The sequence below is a fragment of the Streptomyces sp. NPDC059256 genome, assembly GCF_042753785.1.
Taxonomy (GTDB): Bacteria; Actinomycetota; Actinomycetes; order Streptomycetales; family Streptomycetaceae; genus Streptomyces.
Genome location: NZ_JBHYZO010000026.1, coordinates 19,206 through 34,661 on the forward strand (window position 1 = coordinate 19,206; position 15,456 = coordinate 34,661).

Annotated in this window: 11 protein-coding genes; 1 reads left to right on the forward strand and 10 read right to left on the reverse strand. The window is 69.2% G+C overall.

Features of this window, described 5'->3' with window-relative positions; genetic code table 11:
• Nucleotides 1–3: 3 nt before the first annotated feature.
• The 10 genes from ACFXJL_RS31135 to ACFXJL_RS31180 form a co-directional block, all read right to left on the reverse strand.
• Nucleotides 4–1,206: a 3-deoxy-7-phosphoheptulonate synthase gene (locus tag ACFXJL_RS31135; RefSeq protein WP_358878606.1), complete on the reverse strand. Its 1,203-nt coding sequence runs from the start codon at nucleotides 1,204–1,206 to the stop codon at nucleotides 4–6.
• A gap of 5 nt (nucleotides 1,207–1,211) precedes the next feature.
• On the reverse strand, nucleotides 1,212–1,907 hold the full coding sequence (locus ACFXJL_RS31140) for a hypothetical protein (protein ID WP_358878605.1): 696 nt from the start codon (nucleotides 1,905–1,907) through the stop codon (nucleotides 1,212–1,214).
• A gap of 142 nt (nucleotides 1,908–2,049) precedes the next feature.
• Nucleotides 2,050–3,414 (reverse strand): LLM class flavin-dependent oxidoreductase, encoded by a 1,365-nt coding sequence (locus ACFXJL_RS31145; RefSeq protein ID WP_384697944.1) that lies wholly within the window; start codon nucleotides 3,412–3,414, stop codon nucleotides 2,050–2,052.
• Nucleotides 3,415–3,527: 113 nt separating this feature from the next.
• On the reverse strand, nucleotides 3,528–5,123 hold the full coding sequence (locus ACFXJL_RS31150) for an ABC transporter substrate-binding protein (protein ID WP_384697946.1): 1,596 nt from the start codon (nucleotides 5,121–5,123) through the stop codon (nucleotides 3,528–3,530).
• Entirely contained in the window at nucleotides 5,120–6,826 is a 1,707-nt protein-coding gene (locus ACFXJL_RS31155) for an ABC transporter ATP-binding protein (RefSeq protein WP_384697949.1), read from the reverse strand. The genes ACFXJL_RS31150 and ACFXJL_RS31155 overlap by 4 nt, the downstream gene beginning before the upstream one ends.
• Nucleotides 6,823–7,659: an ABC transporter permease gene (locus ACFXJL_RS31160; protein WP_384697952.1), complete on the reverse strand. Its 837-nt coding sequence runs from the start codon at nucleotides 7,657–7,659 to the stop codon at nucleotides 6,823–6,825. The genes ACFXJL_RS31155 and ACFXJL_RS31160 overlap by 4 nt, the downstream gene beginning before the upstream one ends.
• On the reverse strand, nucleotides 7,656–8,681 hold the full coding sequence (locus ACFXJL_RS31165) for an ABC transporter permease (protein WP_358878600.1): 1,026 nt from the start codon (nucleotides 8,679–8,681) through the stop codon (nucleotides 7,656–7,658). The genes ACFXJL_RS31160 and ACFXJL_RS31165 overlap by 4 nt, the downstream gene beginning before the upstream one ends.
• A 4-nt stretch (nucleotides 8,682–8,685) precedes the next feature.
• The gene (locus ACFXJL_RS31170) at nucleotides 8,686–10,056 is read right to left on the reverse strand and encodes an aspartate aminotransferase family protein (protein WP_358878599.1); all 1,371 of its coding nucleotides are present in this window, start codon (nucleotides 10,054–10,056) and stop codon (nucleotides 8,686–8,688) included.
• Between the two features lie 239 nt (nucleotides 10,057–10,295).
• Complete coding sequence (gene asnB, locus ACFXJL_RS31175; protein ID WP_384639662.1) at nucleotides 10,296–12,155, reverse strand: asparagine synthase (glutamine-hydrolyzing); 1,860 nt, start codon at nucleotides 12,153–12,155, stop codon at nucleotides 10,296–10,298.
• A 963-nt stretch (nucleotides 12,156–13,118) separates the two neighbouring features.
• Complete coding sequence (locus tag ACFXJL_RS31180) at nucleotides 13,119–14,042, reverse strand: LysR family transcriptional regulator (protein WP_384697957.1); 924 nt, start codon at nucleotides 14,040–14,042, stop codon at nucleotides 13,119–13,121.
• 176 nt (nucleotides 14,043–14,218) lie between these two features.
• On the opposite strand from ACFXJL_RS31180, the gene ACFXJL_RS31185 reads away from it, so the two are divergent.
• Nucleotides 14,219–15,433: an MFS transporter gene (locus ACFXJL_RS31185; protein ID WP_384698049.1), complete on the forward strand. Its 1,215-nt coding sequence runs from the start codon at nucleotides 14,219–14,221 to the stop codon at nucleotides 15,431–15,433.
• Nucleotides 15,434–15,456 lie beyond the last annotated feature (23 nt).

The following is a 15,456-nucleotide window of genomic DNA, read 5'->3' on the forward strand; positions in this document are numbered from 1 at the left end:
GGATCACACGGACCAGTGGCTCAGAACGCGCGCCGTCTGCTCGGGGTTCAGACGGGGGTCCAGCAGCGTCCGGTAACGGGCCGGGTCCTGGGGCTCGTGGGAGTTCTCGGTGCACTCGTGCACGTCCTCGGGCGTCGCCTCCAGATGCAGCCCGGCGGGACGCCGACCGTTGGCGACGACGATCTCCTGAAACCTTGTCAGCTCGGTGATGATGTGCTCGACATGCCGGGTCTTGAAGCCGTGGACGCCCTGGACGGTGTTGCCGTGCATCGGGTCGCTGATCCAGTGCACGTGCTCGACGCGTCGGTGCACACTCCGCACGATGGGCCCCAGCCGCTCCGTGTTCCGGTGGCCCAGCCGGGCGATGAAGGTGAGCTTGCCGGGTTCGTCGCGCGGGTTGAGGACGGCCGCCAACTCGGCCGCCTCCTCCGGCGCCGTGTCCGGTCCGATCTTCACGCTGACCGGGTTGGAGAGGGTGGCCGCGACCGCGATGTGCGCCCCGTCGAGTTGCCGGGTGCGCGCGCCGATCCACGGCCAGTGGGCGGTCGCGAGATGGTGACCATCGCCCTCGCTCCGCCGCAGATAGCGGAGTTCATAGTCGAGCAGGAGCATCTCGTGGCTCGTCCAGATCGGATCGAGGTTTGCGGTGGCGCGGTGGTAGTCGGCTATCGCGGCGTAGGACGTCTGCGCGGCGGCGTGCGCGAGTGCGACACGGTCCGGTGAGGGCCGGCGCGCCTGCGGGGTCGGATGGTGCGAGTTGATGATGGGACCGCGAAAGCTGGGCAGGCTCACCCCGTTCACGATCTCGTGGTCCTGCGAGCGCGGCTTGGCGTACTGGCCCGCGAGCCGCCCGACGCCGACGACGTGCCGGCCGGTACGGGTGCGCAGGTGTGACCGGAAGTGTGTCAGGAACGCGATCATGTTGCGGGTGCTCGCGTTCACATCGGTCTCGATGTTCTCGACGCAGTCGCCGAGTTGCAGGATCAGTCCACCACCGGCGTCGAGGTTCGCCAGTTCGCGCCTCAGTTCGGCCACCGACGCACGGCTCACGAGATCCTGCGGCGGAAGCGCGTCGAGGGTTTCGCGCAGCACTTCACGGTCGGGCCAGTCGGGCTGCTGGCGGGCGGGAAGTCCGCTGAAGCGGTCCCGGTCCTTCTCCGCAAGCGCGTTCGAGTCGACTCCGGTCTGTGCGGTCTGTCCGGTCATGGTGGCTATCCTTCGGAAACGGCGCGGTGGCCATCGGCGGGCCGGGAGACATTGCGTGAGGTGGTCCAGACGCATCCCTTGCCGCTCTGGTCCTCGGTCAGCTCGTGCGTGGCGCTGAGACCCTTGTTGGTGATCATTCCGGTGGTGGCGGGGACGCAGTACTCGCAAGGGGATCGGAGGGTGATGGTGACTCCGCGGTTGCGGGCGAGTTCCCGGTAGTCCCAGATGGCGCAGTGGCGTATGCGCAGGACCGAGCGGTCGGCGCCGTGTTCGACCCACTCGGTGTCGGAGTCGTAGAGGTCGGCCTGGGCGTTGAGCCGCTCCAGGGGGACGGCGGCGTCGTGCTTGGGGCCCGGATCGACAGCCGCGTAGATCGTGCTGTTGGACTCGGCCCACGCGGCGAGGTCATCGAGACCGAAGTGGGCCACGACGAACTTCTCCATCAGTGCCTGCCCGCGGAAGAACGCCGCCTTCCAGTCGTTCTCCTCCTCTCCGTCCGGCAGCGATTCGAAGATGGCCTGTTTGACCAGGAGGAGTTCCTGCATGTGCACACCGGCTCGCGCCTCGACGAGGAACCGGGTCAGTCCCGCCTCGGCTTCGAAGAGGCGGCGCCTCCACAGGGCCGTGCGGCGCGTGGTGTCGGACGGGATGACGGTGGGGGTGGGAGTGCCGGAGGCCGGCGCCCGCTGTTGTTCGGTCATGCGTGGTTGCCTCTCGTGCTCCGTGAGACCTGCTCTGCTGAGGGGTGTTCCGTACGGGGTGCGTCAGCGCGCGGCGACGGATGCGGCCCGCACCCCGAACGGGAGATGCAGCTGTCTGGTGGAAACGTGGGGCGGGATCGCCTCAGGCGGTCCGGTGGGCCGGGCGATTCACCGGGCGGGGGTGCGCTCCCCCGTGGGCGCCGCGTGCGTCGTCGCCGCGGAAGCGGGGGATGACGCGTTCACAGAGCGCCTCGAAGTCGTTGCCGAGGATCGTCTGGAATCCGTCGACCCCGTCGTCGTCGTACCAGCGGCGCAGTTCGTCCCCGATCTGCTCGGGGGTGCCGATGAAGCTGGCGTGCTCGCTGAGGACGAGCACCTCCGCAGCGAACTGCGCCACGGTCCGTCCGGGGGTCCGGGCGAGGTCCCACAGCGGTAGATAGCGCGAGCCGAAGGCCGCGAACACCGCGTCCGGATCCTCCGGGAGCACATCGGCCGGGAGCCGGCCGGCAGGGCTCACACCGTCCAGGCGCAACCCGGGGTAGCGCGTCCTCAGTTCGTCCACCGCCCGCTGTCCGCCGAGGGCGTGGATGCCCTGGTAGCGCGAGCGGGACAGCCGTTCGGCCTCGTCGCGGGTGCCGACGACATGGATGTAGCTGCCCGGGAGCAGGGCCACACTGTCGGCGGACCGACCGGCCCGCCGCACCTCCTCCCGCAGGATGCGGCGCAACTCGCGCGCCGCGCCCAGGGTGGCGGTCCCGGCGAAGACCCCGTCGGCGGTACGGGCCGCCAGGCGCAGCCCGGCGAGCGATGACGTGGCCTGGAGGGTAAAGGGGAACCCCGCCGAGTAGGGCGCCATGTCGATGGGTCCGGACTGCTCGTAGAACTCGCCGTGGTGATCGACGTCCGTGATCAGGTCCTCGCGTACATAGCGGTCCGTCGCCGGGTCCGGGGTGTTCGCCGCAGGCGGCCAGCTCGCCCAGAGCGCCCTGGCGACCTGGATGAACTCCTCGGTCTGGGCGTGCCGTCGGTCGCGCGGCACCTCGCGCCGAATGCCGATCGCCGTACCCGGCCGGAAGGAGGACACCACATTGACCCAGGCCCGCCCGGCCGATATCCGGTCCAGGCTGGCCAGCGAACGGGCGAACGACGACGGATGGGTGTGGAGTGTCGACACGGTCGGCATGACCGCGATCCGCGAGGTGGCGCCGGCGATGATGGCGGCTGCCTGGAACGGTTCGAAGACGGTCAGCGGCGGTCCGGCGCGCAGCCCGGCTCGGTTCACACCGGAGAAGTCGGCCTGGAACAGCGCGTCGAAACCGGCGGCCTCGGCCTGCTGGGCCGCCCGGACGAAGGTGCTCACCGCGAACGGGGTGTCGGTGCGGCCAGCCGCCGTCCGCCAGTCCCTGCTGGTGGGCAGGTACTGCGCGTTGAGCAGCGAGACCGGTGTGCCGCCGGTCCGCCGTCCGGCGCCGGCCGCCAGGGTGTCGGTGGGGGACGAGGTGGTCATCGTTTCCTCTCGATGGTCTGGCCACGCCGCTCGCGGCGGGGGTGGGCGCCGGCGGCGTGCGGCGCTTCGGGATGGGCGCACCCGCTGTCGCCGGAGCTCGGCGGGTGCGGGCGTCACTTCTTCTCGACGCGGTGGAGGATCGGCTCCCATGAGTTGACCGGGAAGGTCAGCTCCCGCACCGAGGTGCGCGTCAGCAGCACCTGTGCGGAGTCGAACAGCGGTATGCCGTGCCCCTGTTGGAGGATCGTGGTCACGGCGGTCTGTACGAGGGAGTTCCGCTTCACCGGATCGACGGTGGCCGCCTGCTCGGCGAGGAGCCGGTCGACCTCGGGTCGGGGAGCCTGGCCGTCCCACGGTGCGAGCTCGGTGTGGTAGAACGCGGCGATCCCATCGGCGTCGCCGCGGCTCGCCCCCTGGTAGACCGCGAGCTGCCACTTCCCGGTTTTCCGCAGATCGGCCTGGGCCGCGTCGGAGACCGGCTTCAGGTCGAGGGCTACCCCGATTTCGGCGAGGCCGTTCTTCACGTACTCCCAGCCTGAGGCCGCGGCGCCGATGTCCGAGTTCGAGTAGGTCAGCGCCAGCCGCAGCTTCTTGCCGCCCTTGGCCCGGATGCCGTCGGTGCCCTTCGCCCAGCCGGCCCGCTCCAGGATGGAGCGGCTGCGCTCCGGGTCGTGGGCGAGCAGCGCGGTGCGGTCCCGGTAGTTGGGATGACCGCGGGAGACCACATCGGTGGCGGGTTCGACCCCCTTGCCGTAGAAGGTGTCGACGAACTCCTTGCGGTCGATGCCGTGTTGGATCGCCTGCCGTACGGCGGGGTCGGTGAGGACGGGGTCGGCGGTGTTGACCACGAAGGTGTTCACCACACTGCGGTCGGCGGCGAGGACGGTGTTGACACCGTCCTGTTTCCCGGCCTGGGAGAGTCCCTTCTCGGTCATCGAGTAGGCGATGTCGTACTCGCCCGATACGACACCGGCCGCGCGGACGCTCTCCTCGGGCACGATCTGGATCGTCACCCGGTCGAGCGCGGCGGCGCCCTTGCGCCCGAAGGCGGCGGGGGCCCAGTCGTACCCCTCCCGCTTGGTGTACTCGACCCGCTCGTCCTGGACGGCCTCCTTGAGGACGAACGGTCCCGAGCCGATCGTTCCCTCGGCGCAGCGCTCCTTCGGGGACTTCGCGAGGGACGCGGGGGCGATGATGCCGAACTGGCCCTCGGTGTTGGCCTGGAGGAAGCCGGCGTTGGGCTGGGTGAACTCGACCCTTACCGTGCGCCCGTCGATGGCCTTGGCGTTGTCGTAGCCGCGGAGGTAGGCGCCGGGGGTCGGCGAGACTCCCTGCCCGGCGTGCTTCCACAGGGTCTGGAAGTTGTCGGCGACGACCTGCGCGGTCAGCTTCTCACCATTGCTGAACGTCACTCCGTCGCGGAGCGTGAACTCGTAGGCCCGCCCGCCGTCCAGGTTCTTCCAGGACTGGGCCAGATACGGTTCCAGCTTGCCGGTGTCCGGGTTGTGGCTCAGCAGGGTGTCCAGAACCTGTCTGCCGAAGAGCGCGAACGGATTGGACTGGGCGTAGTCGAAGCAGGTCGGGTACCAGCCATAGGCGACGCGCAGATGGGTGGTGTCCGAGGTCTCGACTCCGCTCGTGCAGCCGGTCAGCAGGAGCGCGGCAGCTCCGGAGGCGGCGAACAAGCGCGTCAGTGGCGCGCGGGTCATGATTGGTTCTTCCCGTCTGAAGTTGAGAGAGGGGTGAAATGGGCGGGGGGTACGAGGGGGCCGAGGGGGGCTTGCAGGTGAAGGGCGGGGACCGCGTCCAGCAGGGCACGGGTGTGGGGGCTGGTGGGGGCTTCGAAGACGGATCCGGTGGGGGCGTGCTCCTCGACCCGGCCGCGATGCATGACGATCACTTCGTCGGCCATGGCCCGCACCACACCGAGATCGTGGGAGACGAGCAGATAGGCGACTCCGAGTCGTTCCTGTAGGGCGCCGAGGAGCTTCAGCAGGGCGAACTGGACGGCCTGGTCGAGCGCCGAGACCGGCTCGTCCAGCACGATCACATCCGGGGCGAGGGCGAGCGCGCGGGCGATCGCCACCCGCTGCAACTGTCCGCCGGAGAGCTGGGACGAGTGGCGTTCGGCCAGCTCGGCCGGGAGTTCGACCTGTTCCAGCAGGTCCCGTACGCGCTCGGCGCGGGACCTGGCCCCGCCGATGCGGTGCGCCTCCAGCGGCTCCGCGATGGCCCGCCCAACGGGGTACGAAGGGTTCAGGCTGCGCGCCGGGTTCTGGTACACGAGTTGTACGCGGCGGGCGAAGGCTGCTCGGGCCCGGCGGCCGGAGCGCGTCTCCTCGCCGTCCAGGAGCACGGTCCCGGCGTCCGGGCGCTCCAGTCCGGTGAGCAGGCGCAGCAGGGTGGACTTCCCGGCTCCTGATTCTCCGACGACGGCGACCGTCTGCCCCCGGTGCAGGGTGAGGCTGACATCCCGTACGGCGTCGATCCGCTCCTGGCCCCTGCCGCCCCCGAAGGACTTGACCAGACCGTGTGATGCGAGCACCACCCGCGGCGGGGACGCGGCCCGGAACACCGGGCGGGCGGGCAGCCGGCTCGGCAGGGAGGTGAGGAGTTGCCGTGTGTACGGGTCCTGCGGGGCGTCCAGGATGTCCCTGGTCGGCCCGGACTCGACCACCCGGCCGGCGCGCATCACGATGAGGTGGTCGGCGCGTTCGCCCGCCACGGCGATGTCGTGGGTGACGAGCAGGACGGAGAGTCCGCGTGCGGCTCGTACCTCGTCGAACAGGTCCAGGACCCGCCGCTGGACGGTGGTGTCCAGGTTGGAGGTCGGTTCGTCGGCGAGCAGCAGACGCGGTTCCCCGACGAGCGCGAGGGCGATGAGGATCCGTTGCCGCTGGCCGCCGGACAGTTCGTGCGGGTACTGCCGCAGCCTCAGTTCGGGTCGGTCGACACCGACGGATTCGAGGGCGGCGACCGTACGGTCCTTGCTCTCCTTCGCATCGGTGAGGCCAAGGAAGTGCCGGTGCAACTCGGCGAACTGTGCCCCGATCCGCATCAGGGGGTCCAGCGACCGGACCGGGTCCTGGGGGACGAGACCGACCGAACGGCCGCGCAGCGCACGGGGATCGTCGATGCGACGGAGACCGTCGGTGCCGTCCCGGAACTCCAGCCGCTCGAAGCTGACGTCCGCGGAGTGCGGGGTGAGGCCCAACAGTGCGTGCAGGGTGGTGGACTTGCCGGAGCCGGACTCCCCGACGATGGCGACCGCCCGGCCCGCGGGCACGGTGACGGACAGACCGTCGACGGCGACCGTTCCTTCGCGTCCGCGGGCCCCGGGGTAGGCCACCCGGAGTCCTTCGAGCCGGAGCAGGGCGCCCCGGTCGGTCGCCGTGTCGATGGTGGCGGTCATACCAGCCCCGCTTCCGAGGCGCCGAGCGCGCGCCCGACCCGGTGGAGTGCGAGTACGACACCCGCGAGTACGGCCCCGGGCAGCGTGGTCAGCCACCAGGAGGTCGCGAAGTAGTCCCGTCCGGCTGCGATGAGGTTGCCCCACTCCGGGTCGGGTGGCTGGGTGCCGTATCCCAGGAAGCTGAGGGCGGAGACCGACAGGACCATGGTGGCCAACTCCAGTGCGGCCAGCGCGGTGATCGGGCCCCGGGCGTGGGGCAGGACATGGCGTCTGAGGATGTGGTGGCGGGCGAGTCCGTATCCGTTCGCCGCCTCGACGAACGTCTGGGCGCTGACCCGTAGTACTTCGGCGCGGGTGACCCTGGCCAGGGTGGGCACCGAGGCGACACCCACCGCGACGGCGAGGTTGACCGGGCCGGTGCCGAGGCCGGAGACGATCAGCAGCGAGATCAACAGCGAGGGCAGGGCGAGGAGTACGTCGACGCCTGCCATCAGCACCCGGTCGGTGGTGCCGCCGAAGTAGCCGGCCGTCAGACCGATGAGGACGCTGAGACAGAACGCGAACGCCAGCGCGAGCAGGGCGATCGACAGGCTCGCCTGGGTGCCGTGGATGACCCGGCTGAACAGGTCACGGCCGAGTTCGTCGGTGCCGAAGAGATGCTCGGCTGACGGCGGGCGCAGCCGCTCGGAGACATCCTGGGCGTACGGGTCCCGGGGAGCTACGACCGCGGGTAACAGCGCGGCGGCTCCGACGAGGCCGAGTACGGTCAGTGAGAGCAGGGGGAGGGAGGCCCGGGTCCGGGATCGGGTGGGTGGGACGGTCGTCGTGGTCATGCGCGTGCTCCCCCGCCCCGGTGCCGCATCCTCGGGTCGAGGACGGGATACAGCAGGTCGACGATGAGGTTCACCGCGGCGAAGAGCACGGCCGCGAGGACGGCGATGGCCAGGATCACGGGCGCGTCCTGGGTCTCGACGGACGACGCGAGCAGCCGTCCGAGCCCGGCCCGTGCGAAGACCGTCTCGGTGATCACCGTGCCGACCAGGACTCCGCCGACGGTCAGTCCGGCCAGCGTCATGAAGGGCAGCAGCGCGTTGCGTGCCACGTGCGCGAGGTAGACGCGCGACCAGGGAAGCCCTCGGGCCCTGAGGAGTCCGACGAAGGCGGCCTGCTGAACGTCGTCCAGACTCCGGACGAGTACGGCCGTCAGCGATGCCGAGACCGGCAGGGCGAGCGCGACGGCGGGCAGCACCAGTCCGGACAGACCGGTCCCGCCCGCCGACGGCACCCAGCCCAGGGTGAAGGAGAACAGTTGGAGCAGCAGCAGTCCGAGCCAGAACGCGGGGACCGCGGCGATCAGTGCGGGCACGTTCACCAGGAACCGGTGGAGGACGCTGTCGCGCCGCCAGGAGGTCGCCAGCGCCAGGGCTACGGAGAGCGGAACCGCGATGACGAGCGCACCGCCGGCCAGGGCGAGCGTGTTCGGGGCGACCGCGGCCAGGATCTCCGGTACCGGCCGGCCCGACTGGAAGGAGGTGCCCGGGTCCCCGCCGAGGAGTTGCCCAAGTGTTTCCACGTACCGGACCAGCAGTGACTGGTCGAGTCCGTACTGCGCACGCAAAGCCTCGGTCTGTTCGGCCGTGGCTCCCCCCGCACCCCCGGACCGGCGCTCCAGCATCAGGGCGACCGGGTCACTCGGCAGGGCGTAGAGAAGGAAGAACGACAGCGTGTACACCGAGAACACCACGACGGCGAAGTAGCCGCAGCGGCGCAGTGCGTACACGGCGGTCGATCTGCTCGCGGCCGGCCGTTTCGGTGGGAGGACCCGGTCCCGGACCGGGTGCGGGGTTCGCGTCATGCTGTCAGAACCTCGCCCATGCGTCGGTGAGAACGGTGCGCAGCACCTGCTCGATGAACGCGAACTCCGGTGCGCCGATGATGGCCGGCGGGGCCAGGAGGATCGCCGGGTCCCCCCGCTCGTCCAGACGGGCGTGCAATCCGGCCTCGCTGAGCGCCGGACCCAGCAGTTCGTCCAGGAGGCGGCGGCGCTCCTTGGGTGTGAACGGCTCCCTGGTGTGCTTGTCCTTCACGAGCACGACGCCCCAGAAGTACCCGGCGCCGCGGACGTCGCCGACGATCGGCAGATCACGGAGCTTCTCCAGCGTGGAGCGGAACAGGTCCTCGTTGGCGCGGACGTTCTCGTTGAGCTTCTCGCGCTCGAAGATGGCGATGTTCTCCAGGCCGACCGCCGCCGCAACCGGGTGACCGCCGAAGGTGAGGCCGTGCACGAAGGTGTTCTCCTTCTTCGTGAACGGCTCGAACAGGCGGTCGCTGACGATCGTCGCCCCGGCCGGAATGTATCCGGAGGTGATGCCCTTGGCCCCGGTGATGATGTCGGGCGTGATCCCGTAGCGATTGATCGCGAAGAAGTCGCCGATGCGTCCGAAGGCGGTGATGACCTCATCGGCGACGAGGACGACCCCGTACCTGTCGGCTATCTCCCGGACCCGCTCGAAGTAGCCCGGGGGCGGCGGGATCGCCGCTCCCGAGTTCTGCACCGGTTCGAGGAATATCGCGGCCACGGTCTCCGGGCCCTCGAACTCGATCGCCTCGGCGATCCGGTCCGCCGCCCAGCGGCCGAACGCCTCCTCGTCCTCACGCAGATGCTCGGGGCCACGGTAGATGTCGGTGGTCGGCACCTTGTGGCCACTGGGTACCAGCGGCTCGAAGGGTGCCCGCAGACCCGGCAGCGCGGTGATGGAGAGGGCGCCGTGCGTGGTTCCGTGGTAGGCGATGGTACGGCTGATCACCTTGTGGCGACCGGGCTGGCCGATGGCCTTGAAGTACTGCTTGACCAGCTTCCAGGCGGTCTCGACGCTCTCGCTGCCGCTGTTGGTGAAGAAGACCCTGTTCAGATCGCCGGGGGCGCGTTCCGCGAGGGCCTCGGCGAGTTCCGCGGCACGCGGATGGACGGCGTTCCAGATGGGAAAATAGTCGAGTTCACGAATCTGTTTGGCGGCTGCTTCAGCCAACTCCGGCCGACCGTGACCGACGTTCACGGCGAACAGTCCGGACAGGCCGTCCAAGATGCGGCGTCCCTTGTCGTCCCAGAGGTAGGCGCCTTCCGCACGGGTGATGACGGGGACTTCACCGCCGGCGGACAGCTTCGCGTGGTTGGTGAAGTGCAACCAGAGGTGGTCACGGGTCTGCTGTTGGACATCAGAGGTGGACAAGTCGCACTCCCAGGGGGTAGTTCCATGGCGGGACGGACAGAGGTGGGTACGGGACGCTCCCGAGTCCGCGGGGCACGGGTGCGGGCGGAGATGGCGCGGGCTTGGGGCGCCGCAGCCGGGATGGCTGGGATGACCGGGGTCAGAAGCTTGAGGGAAGGGTCGGTTGGGGCGGTGGACGTGTGTGAGCCGGGCGGGGCCCGGCCGGCGCCCACCGAAGCAGCCGGGGCGGTGGGCGGCTGCTAGATCGCCAGCTTCGGGGAGTACTGCCGCAACCAGGAGGCGAAGTTCAGCACGACCTCGCCCTCGAAATTGCTGACGAGCCCGTGTGATCTGGCCGAGTCGGCGAGTCCACCCGGTGCCAACACCTCTGGCGCGAAGATGTCCGCGAGTCCGTCGGGCGGGTCGTCCAGAACGCTCGCGAGCTGACGTTCCAGCGTGCGTGCGTACTCCGGATCCGGCGTGGTCGGATAGGGCGACTTCCTTCGCTCCAACACACCCACCGGCAGCAGATCGCTCACCGCGTCCCGCAGCACACCCTTCTCCCGGCCGCCGGCGTTGTGAACCTGCTGACTCATCGTCACCAGATGCTCGACGATACGGTGATCGGTGAACGGGACCCGCACCTCCAGGCCGCTGGCCATGCTCAGCCGGTCGTTCCGATCCAGCAGCATCGGCAGGAAGTAGGAGACGGCGAGGTGGATGATCTCCCGGTGGCGGCGCTCCTCCCGGCTCAGCGCAGGGTCGAAGGTGAGCCCACCGAGGGCGGTGGCGTACTCGTCGCGCAGATACTCGTCGAGTCGCAGTGTCCGGGCGAGACCGGGGTCGATCGTGCCCAGGACCCGCTGGTGGAGATGGCCGTGGGCGGGGCTGTCCGCGATCCACGGGAAGGTGTCGGCCCAGACCGCACGCGGCTCGTGGAACCACAGGTAGCCGCCGAGGAGTTCGTCGGCCGCCTCTCCGGACAGCGCCACGGTGGCGTGCTTACGGACCTCACGGCAGAGCAGGAGCAGGCTCGTGTCCAGATCACCGAATCCATTGGGCAGATCCCGGGCGCGCACAGTGGCATCGCGTACGTCTTCGCGGGCCAGCAGTGCGCTGTCCAGCACGATGTTGGAGTGCCGCGAACCGATGTGGTCCGCTGCCTCCCGCGCGAAACGGCGGTCCAGGGCGGACCGTGAGTCGACACTGTCGGAAGCGTCGGCGAAGTCCACGGAGAACGAACTCACTCCACCGCGTCCCGGCAGGCCGTTGGCGAGGGCGGTGATGGCCGAGGAGTCCAGTCCGCCGGAGAGGAAGGTGCACAGGGGAACATCGGCGATGGTCTGCCGGGTGACCGTGTCGTCCAGCAGTGCGCGCAACTGCCCGACGGCCTCACCGAGATCCTTCGACTCGGACGGACGGCCGACGAAATCCTTGACGTCCCAGTACCGAATGGTGCGGATGCCCCGTCGGGAGAATTCCAGTATCTGGCCCGGCAACACCTCGGAAATCCCGCGGTACGGATTGGTCCCCGGGAACTTCAGCAACGGCAGAACCAATTGCCGCAGGCCGTCCTCGTCGATCGCCGTGACGACGTCCGGATGCGCGAGGATCGATTTCGCCTCGGACCCGAAGATCAGCCGCTCGCCGTCATGGTGGTAGTGCAGCGGCTTCACCCCGAGGTGATCGCGTACGAGCCACAGCGTTTCTTCTCGATCGTCCCAGACCGAAAGGGCGAATATCCCGTTGAAACGCTCCACGGCACGGACACCCCATTCCACCCAGGCGGCGAGGACCACTTCCGTGTCGCTCGACGTCCGGAACCGGTGACCACGGGAGGAGAGCTCGCTGCGCAGTTCCCGATAATTGTAGAGTTCACCGTTATAGGTGAGCGCCCAACGAGTCTCGGATCCCGGTGCAGCGGGGTAGAGCATCGGCTGTTCGCCGTTCTCGATATCGATCACGGAAAGCCGTCGATGGGCGAGCACCGCATAGCGGGAGAGCCATGTCCCGGACCCGTCAGGACCACGGCGAACATGCTCGTCATTCATCCTCTCCGCAATGGCCTGCGCGTCCGGACCGAGACCAGACAGATCAACCCATCCGGCTATTCCGCACATGACAAAGTCCCCTTGATTCCGGTGTCGCTGAAATGAACTCGTGCTGGGGTGGTCGTGACGTCGGCTCGGAAAACCCGATCACCGAGAATGCGGACGCACCGTCACGCGCGCTGCCTCAGCGGCGACAGAGGCCCTCGCCGAACGGGAACATCCGGCCTTCGTGTCCCGAAAGGCAGGGCAGGGAAAGCACGCGACTGCGCGAGAGCCCACGCGAGGGTACGGAAGGCACCGCGGTACGCCGGTGTGCTTCAGCGGGTCGGAGCACTGCGGAGCTCTCCTCGATGAACGACCGCTCGGGTGCGAAGCCGCCGAACGCAACGGGGGGACGGAGGCGATGGAAGGGGGGCGCGAGGGCCGACTCGGCGAATGTTCGCGTCGGGGGCCCGAGGTTCGTGTGAGATGGATCGTTACCGCTCACCATGGCTACTCCGGGGGGCGTCGGTGCCGTTGCCAGCGTGGTGACGCGGCGGACGGCAGGGGTCGAACCGTGAGAAGGGGTTCAGACCTGACAACAGACGCGGGTGACCGCAGCCCGATACACGCCCGGTGGCGTGTTGGGGATGCAGGTCGGAGTGGTCATGAAACGATGATCGCCACAACTCTCGGGCGGATGCAAGGAATTCCCGTTCGCGTCTCACGATCCGAGACGGCGAGGACTCCCGCAACCCCGAGCAGTGCGCCCAAATACCTTTCTCTGCACGTCAGTTGGGCTGTGCCGGGTCAGCTGGCGTCCATCGAGAATTCACATTCGACCATCGCACCGGTCGCCCAACCACCCGGCGCATCGCGGACGTTGACCCAGCGCAGTGGCGGAAGGGAACGTATTCGGCCTACAACAGCCCCTGGCTGGCGTCCCGTTGAGGACTGCGGGCGACCAGGTAGCACTGGCTGGTTCCGCGCAGCGGCAGGGGCAGGGGCAGGGGCAGGCACCGTCGAGAACACCCGTCCGTGACACCACATGCATCACACCGGAAGGCCCTCAGGCGTCTTCACCCGACTGAACTCCTCGTTCAGCAGCCCGGCGAGCGTTGTCAATTGCCGGCTGGTGCGGTCGGTGCGCCAGATCAGCCCCATCTGCGACGGCTCGTCCAGGCCGTCGACCGGCAGATAGCGCACATCGCTACGGGTGGCCCGCTCGGCGAGCGGACGGCAGACCAGCATGCCGTGCTCACCGGATGCAACGAGCGCGAGGCCCTCCTGGACGGTGGCGATCCCAGCGGAGGAGCGGATAGCCACACCCGCAGGTGTGGAACGGGGTACCCGGGCGGCCATCCAGTACTCGGGGGCGTCACCGATCGGGTGGACGAGGTCCAGCCCCGCCAGCTCCTCGATGTGTGCGCGCCCGGCGCCGGCCAGCGGGTGGGAAGCCGCGACGGCGAGCAACCGGTCCTGCGGCGGGAAACGGAATCCGGTGGTCAATGCCGCTTCACGGACCGGCAGTTCGACCACAGCGGCGTCGAGCCGGCCGGCGAGCACCGCGGAGAAGGGTGAACCCAGGGGAATCTCGCTCAGCACCATCATGACGTCATGGTGGGCTCGCAGTTGCCGGAACGCTTCGGTGACCTCTTCGTAGACGCTGCCGTGGAAGCCGACGCGCAGCTGGCACAGGGCGCCGCTGCCCGCGCGCTCACGAGCCCGGGTGAGCACGGTGGCCAGCTCCTCGTAGGCCGGGCGCACCTCGTTGACGAACTGCGCGCCGAATCGGCTGAGCCCGACACTTCGGCTGGTGCGGTCCACCAACCGGACACCGACCCGGCGTTCGAGACCGGCGACGAGCTGGCTGACCCGGCTCTGGGAACAGCCCAGCCGGGCGGCGGCCCTACCGAAGTGCAGCTCTTCGGCCAGGACGAGCAGGCACTCGATCTCCTGAACGTGAACCTGGTTCATCGAATCCCCTTCCAGCACGCCTCATCGATTACTCTAGCTGATCGAACGGTGAGGAGATCGCTGTTGTTCCGGCGGTGGGGCGCTGCTTGATTGGTCCCATGGTTTCGCATGCACCAGTCCAGAACGCCGGCCCCGATTCGGATCACACCACGCCATGGCAATGGTTGGCGGTCGTGGTGTTGTCCTTGAGCACCTTCGTGGTGGTGACGTCCGAGATGCTGCCGGTCGGGGTGCTGACCCCGATGGCGGACGGCTTGGACATCAGTTCGGGGACTGCCGGGTTCAGCCTGACCGTCACCGGCCTGGTCACCGCGGTCACCGCCCCGGCGGTCCCACGCCTGCTGGGCGGGCTCGACCGGCGTGTTGTGTTGGCGGTGGCGATGCTGGTGCTCGCGGCGGGCAACGCACTGAGCGCCGTGGCGGAGGGCTTCGGCCTGCTGGTGGTATCCCGGATCGTCCTGGGCATCGGGATGGGAGCGGTCTGGGGTTTGGCAGCGGCGGTGGCGACTCGGCTCGTGGCACCCCGCAACGCAGCGCTGGCGGTGTCCGCCGCTGTCAGCGGGGTCGCCGCCGCCTCGGTCGTCGGTGTGCCCCTGGGCACATTGATCAGCAACTCCTTCGGCTGGCGGGCCGCGTTCGCCAGTCTGTCCGTCGGCGCAGTGGTCCTCGCCGCCGGCCTGCTCGTGACGCTACCCCGGCTGCCCCGCCCATCCGCCCCGGCCGGCACTGACGACCAGACCGGTCGCGAACCGCTGTGGCGCATCCCCTCGGTAACCGTCGGTCTGGCCCTGATCCTGTTCCTCGTCACCGCTCATTTTGCCGCCTACACCTATGTACGGCCGGTCCTTGAGGAGCGCACCGAGCTCTCGCCGGGTTCCGTCGCCCTCGTCCTGCTGGTCTACGGCCTCTTCGGGCTGATCGGCAACTTCGCCGCCGGCGCCCTCGCGGCTCGCCGCGCCCGGGGCACCGTGCTGGGCCTGACGGTCGGCATCGCCGCGTCGGTCGCCCTGCTCGCGCTCTTCAGCACCGTCCCCATTCTCACCGGCGTCAGTGTCGCCCTCTGGGGCCTGGCGTATGGCGGACTGTCGGTGGCCGGCCAGATCTGGATGACCCAGGCAGCACCGCATCGGGTAGAGCATGTGACCGGCCTCTACGTCGGTGTCTTCACCGCGGCCATCGCCCTGGGCGCCTTCCTCGGCGGGACCATCGTCGAATCGGCCGGCATCATCTCACTTCTGTGGGGTGCCGCCGGGCTCGCGGTCGTGGCCCTCGCCGTCGGCCTGTTCGGACCCCGACCGACCGGTGGTCCCGAGCTGCCCGGCGACCCCAGTACATCGGAACGGCCATTGGAGAAGGCCGCCGCGACGGGGGCCACCAAGCCGAATTCATGATCCGACGGCCTCCGGGGTCGCCG

What these genes read in the sequence shown, in the direction of transcription:
- ACFXJL_RS31155 (WP_384697949.1), bottom strand. Translation starts at nt 6,826, where the DNA reads ATGACCGCCACCATCGACACGGCGACCGACCGGGGCGCCCTGCTCCGG.
- ACFXJL_RS31180 (WP_384697957.1), bottom strand. Translation starts at nt 14,042, where the DNA reads ATGAACCAGGTTCACGTTCAGGAGATCGAGTGCCTGCTCGTCCTGGCC.
- asnB (WP_384639662.1), bottom strand. Translation starts at nt 12,155, where the DNA reads ATGTGCGGAATAGCCGGATGGGTTGATCTGTCTGGTCTCGGTCCGGAC.
- ACFXJL_RS31165 (WP_358878600.1), bottom strand. Translation starts at nt 8,681, where the DNA reads ATGACGCGAACCCCGCACCCGGTCCGGGACCGGGTCCTCCCACCGAAA.
- ACFXJL_RS31160 (WP_384697952.1), bottom strand. Translation starts at nt 7,659, where the DNA reads ATGACCACGACGACCGTCCCACCCACCCGATCCCGGACCCGGGCCTCC.
- ACFXJL_RS31135 (WP_358878606.1), bottom strand. Translation starts at nt 1,206, where the DNA reads ATGACCGGACAGACCGCACAGACCGGAGTCGACTCGAACGCGCTTGCG.
- ACFXJL_RS31140 (WP_358878605.1), bottom strand. Translation starts at nt 1,907, where the DNA reads ATGACCGAACAACAGCGGGCGCCGGCCTCCGGCACTCCCACCCCCACC.
- ACFXJL_RS31150 (WP_384697946.1), bottom strand. Translation starts at nt 5,123, where the DNA reads ATGACCCGCGCGCCACTGACGCGCTTGTTCGCCGCCTCCGGAGCTGCC.
- ACFXJL_RS31145 (WP_384697944.1), bottom strand. Translation starts at nt 3,414, where the DNA reads ATGACCACCTCGTCCCCCACCGACACCCTGGCGGCCGGCGCCGGACGG.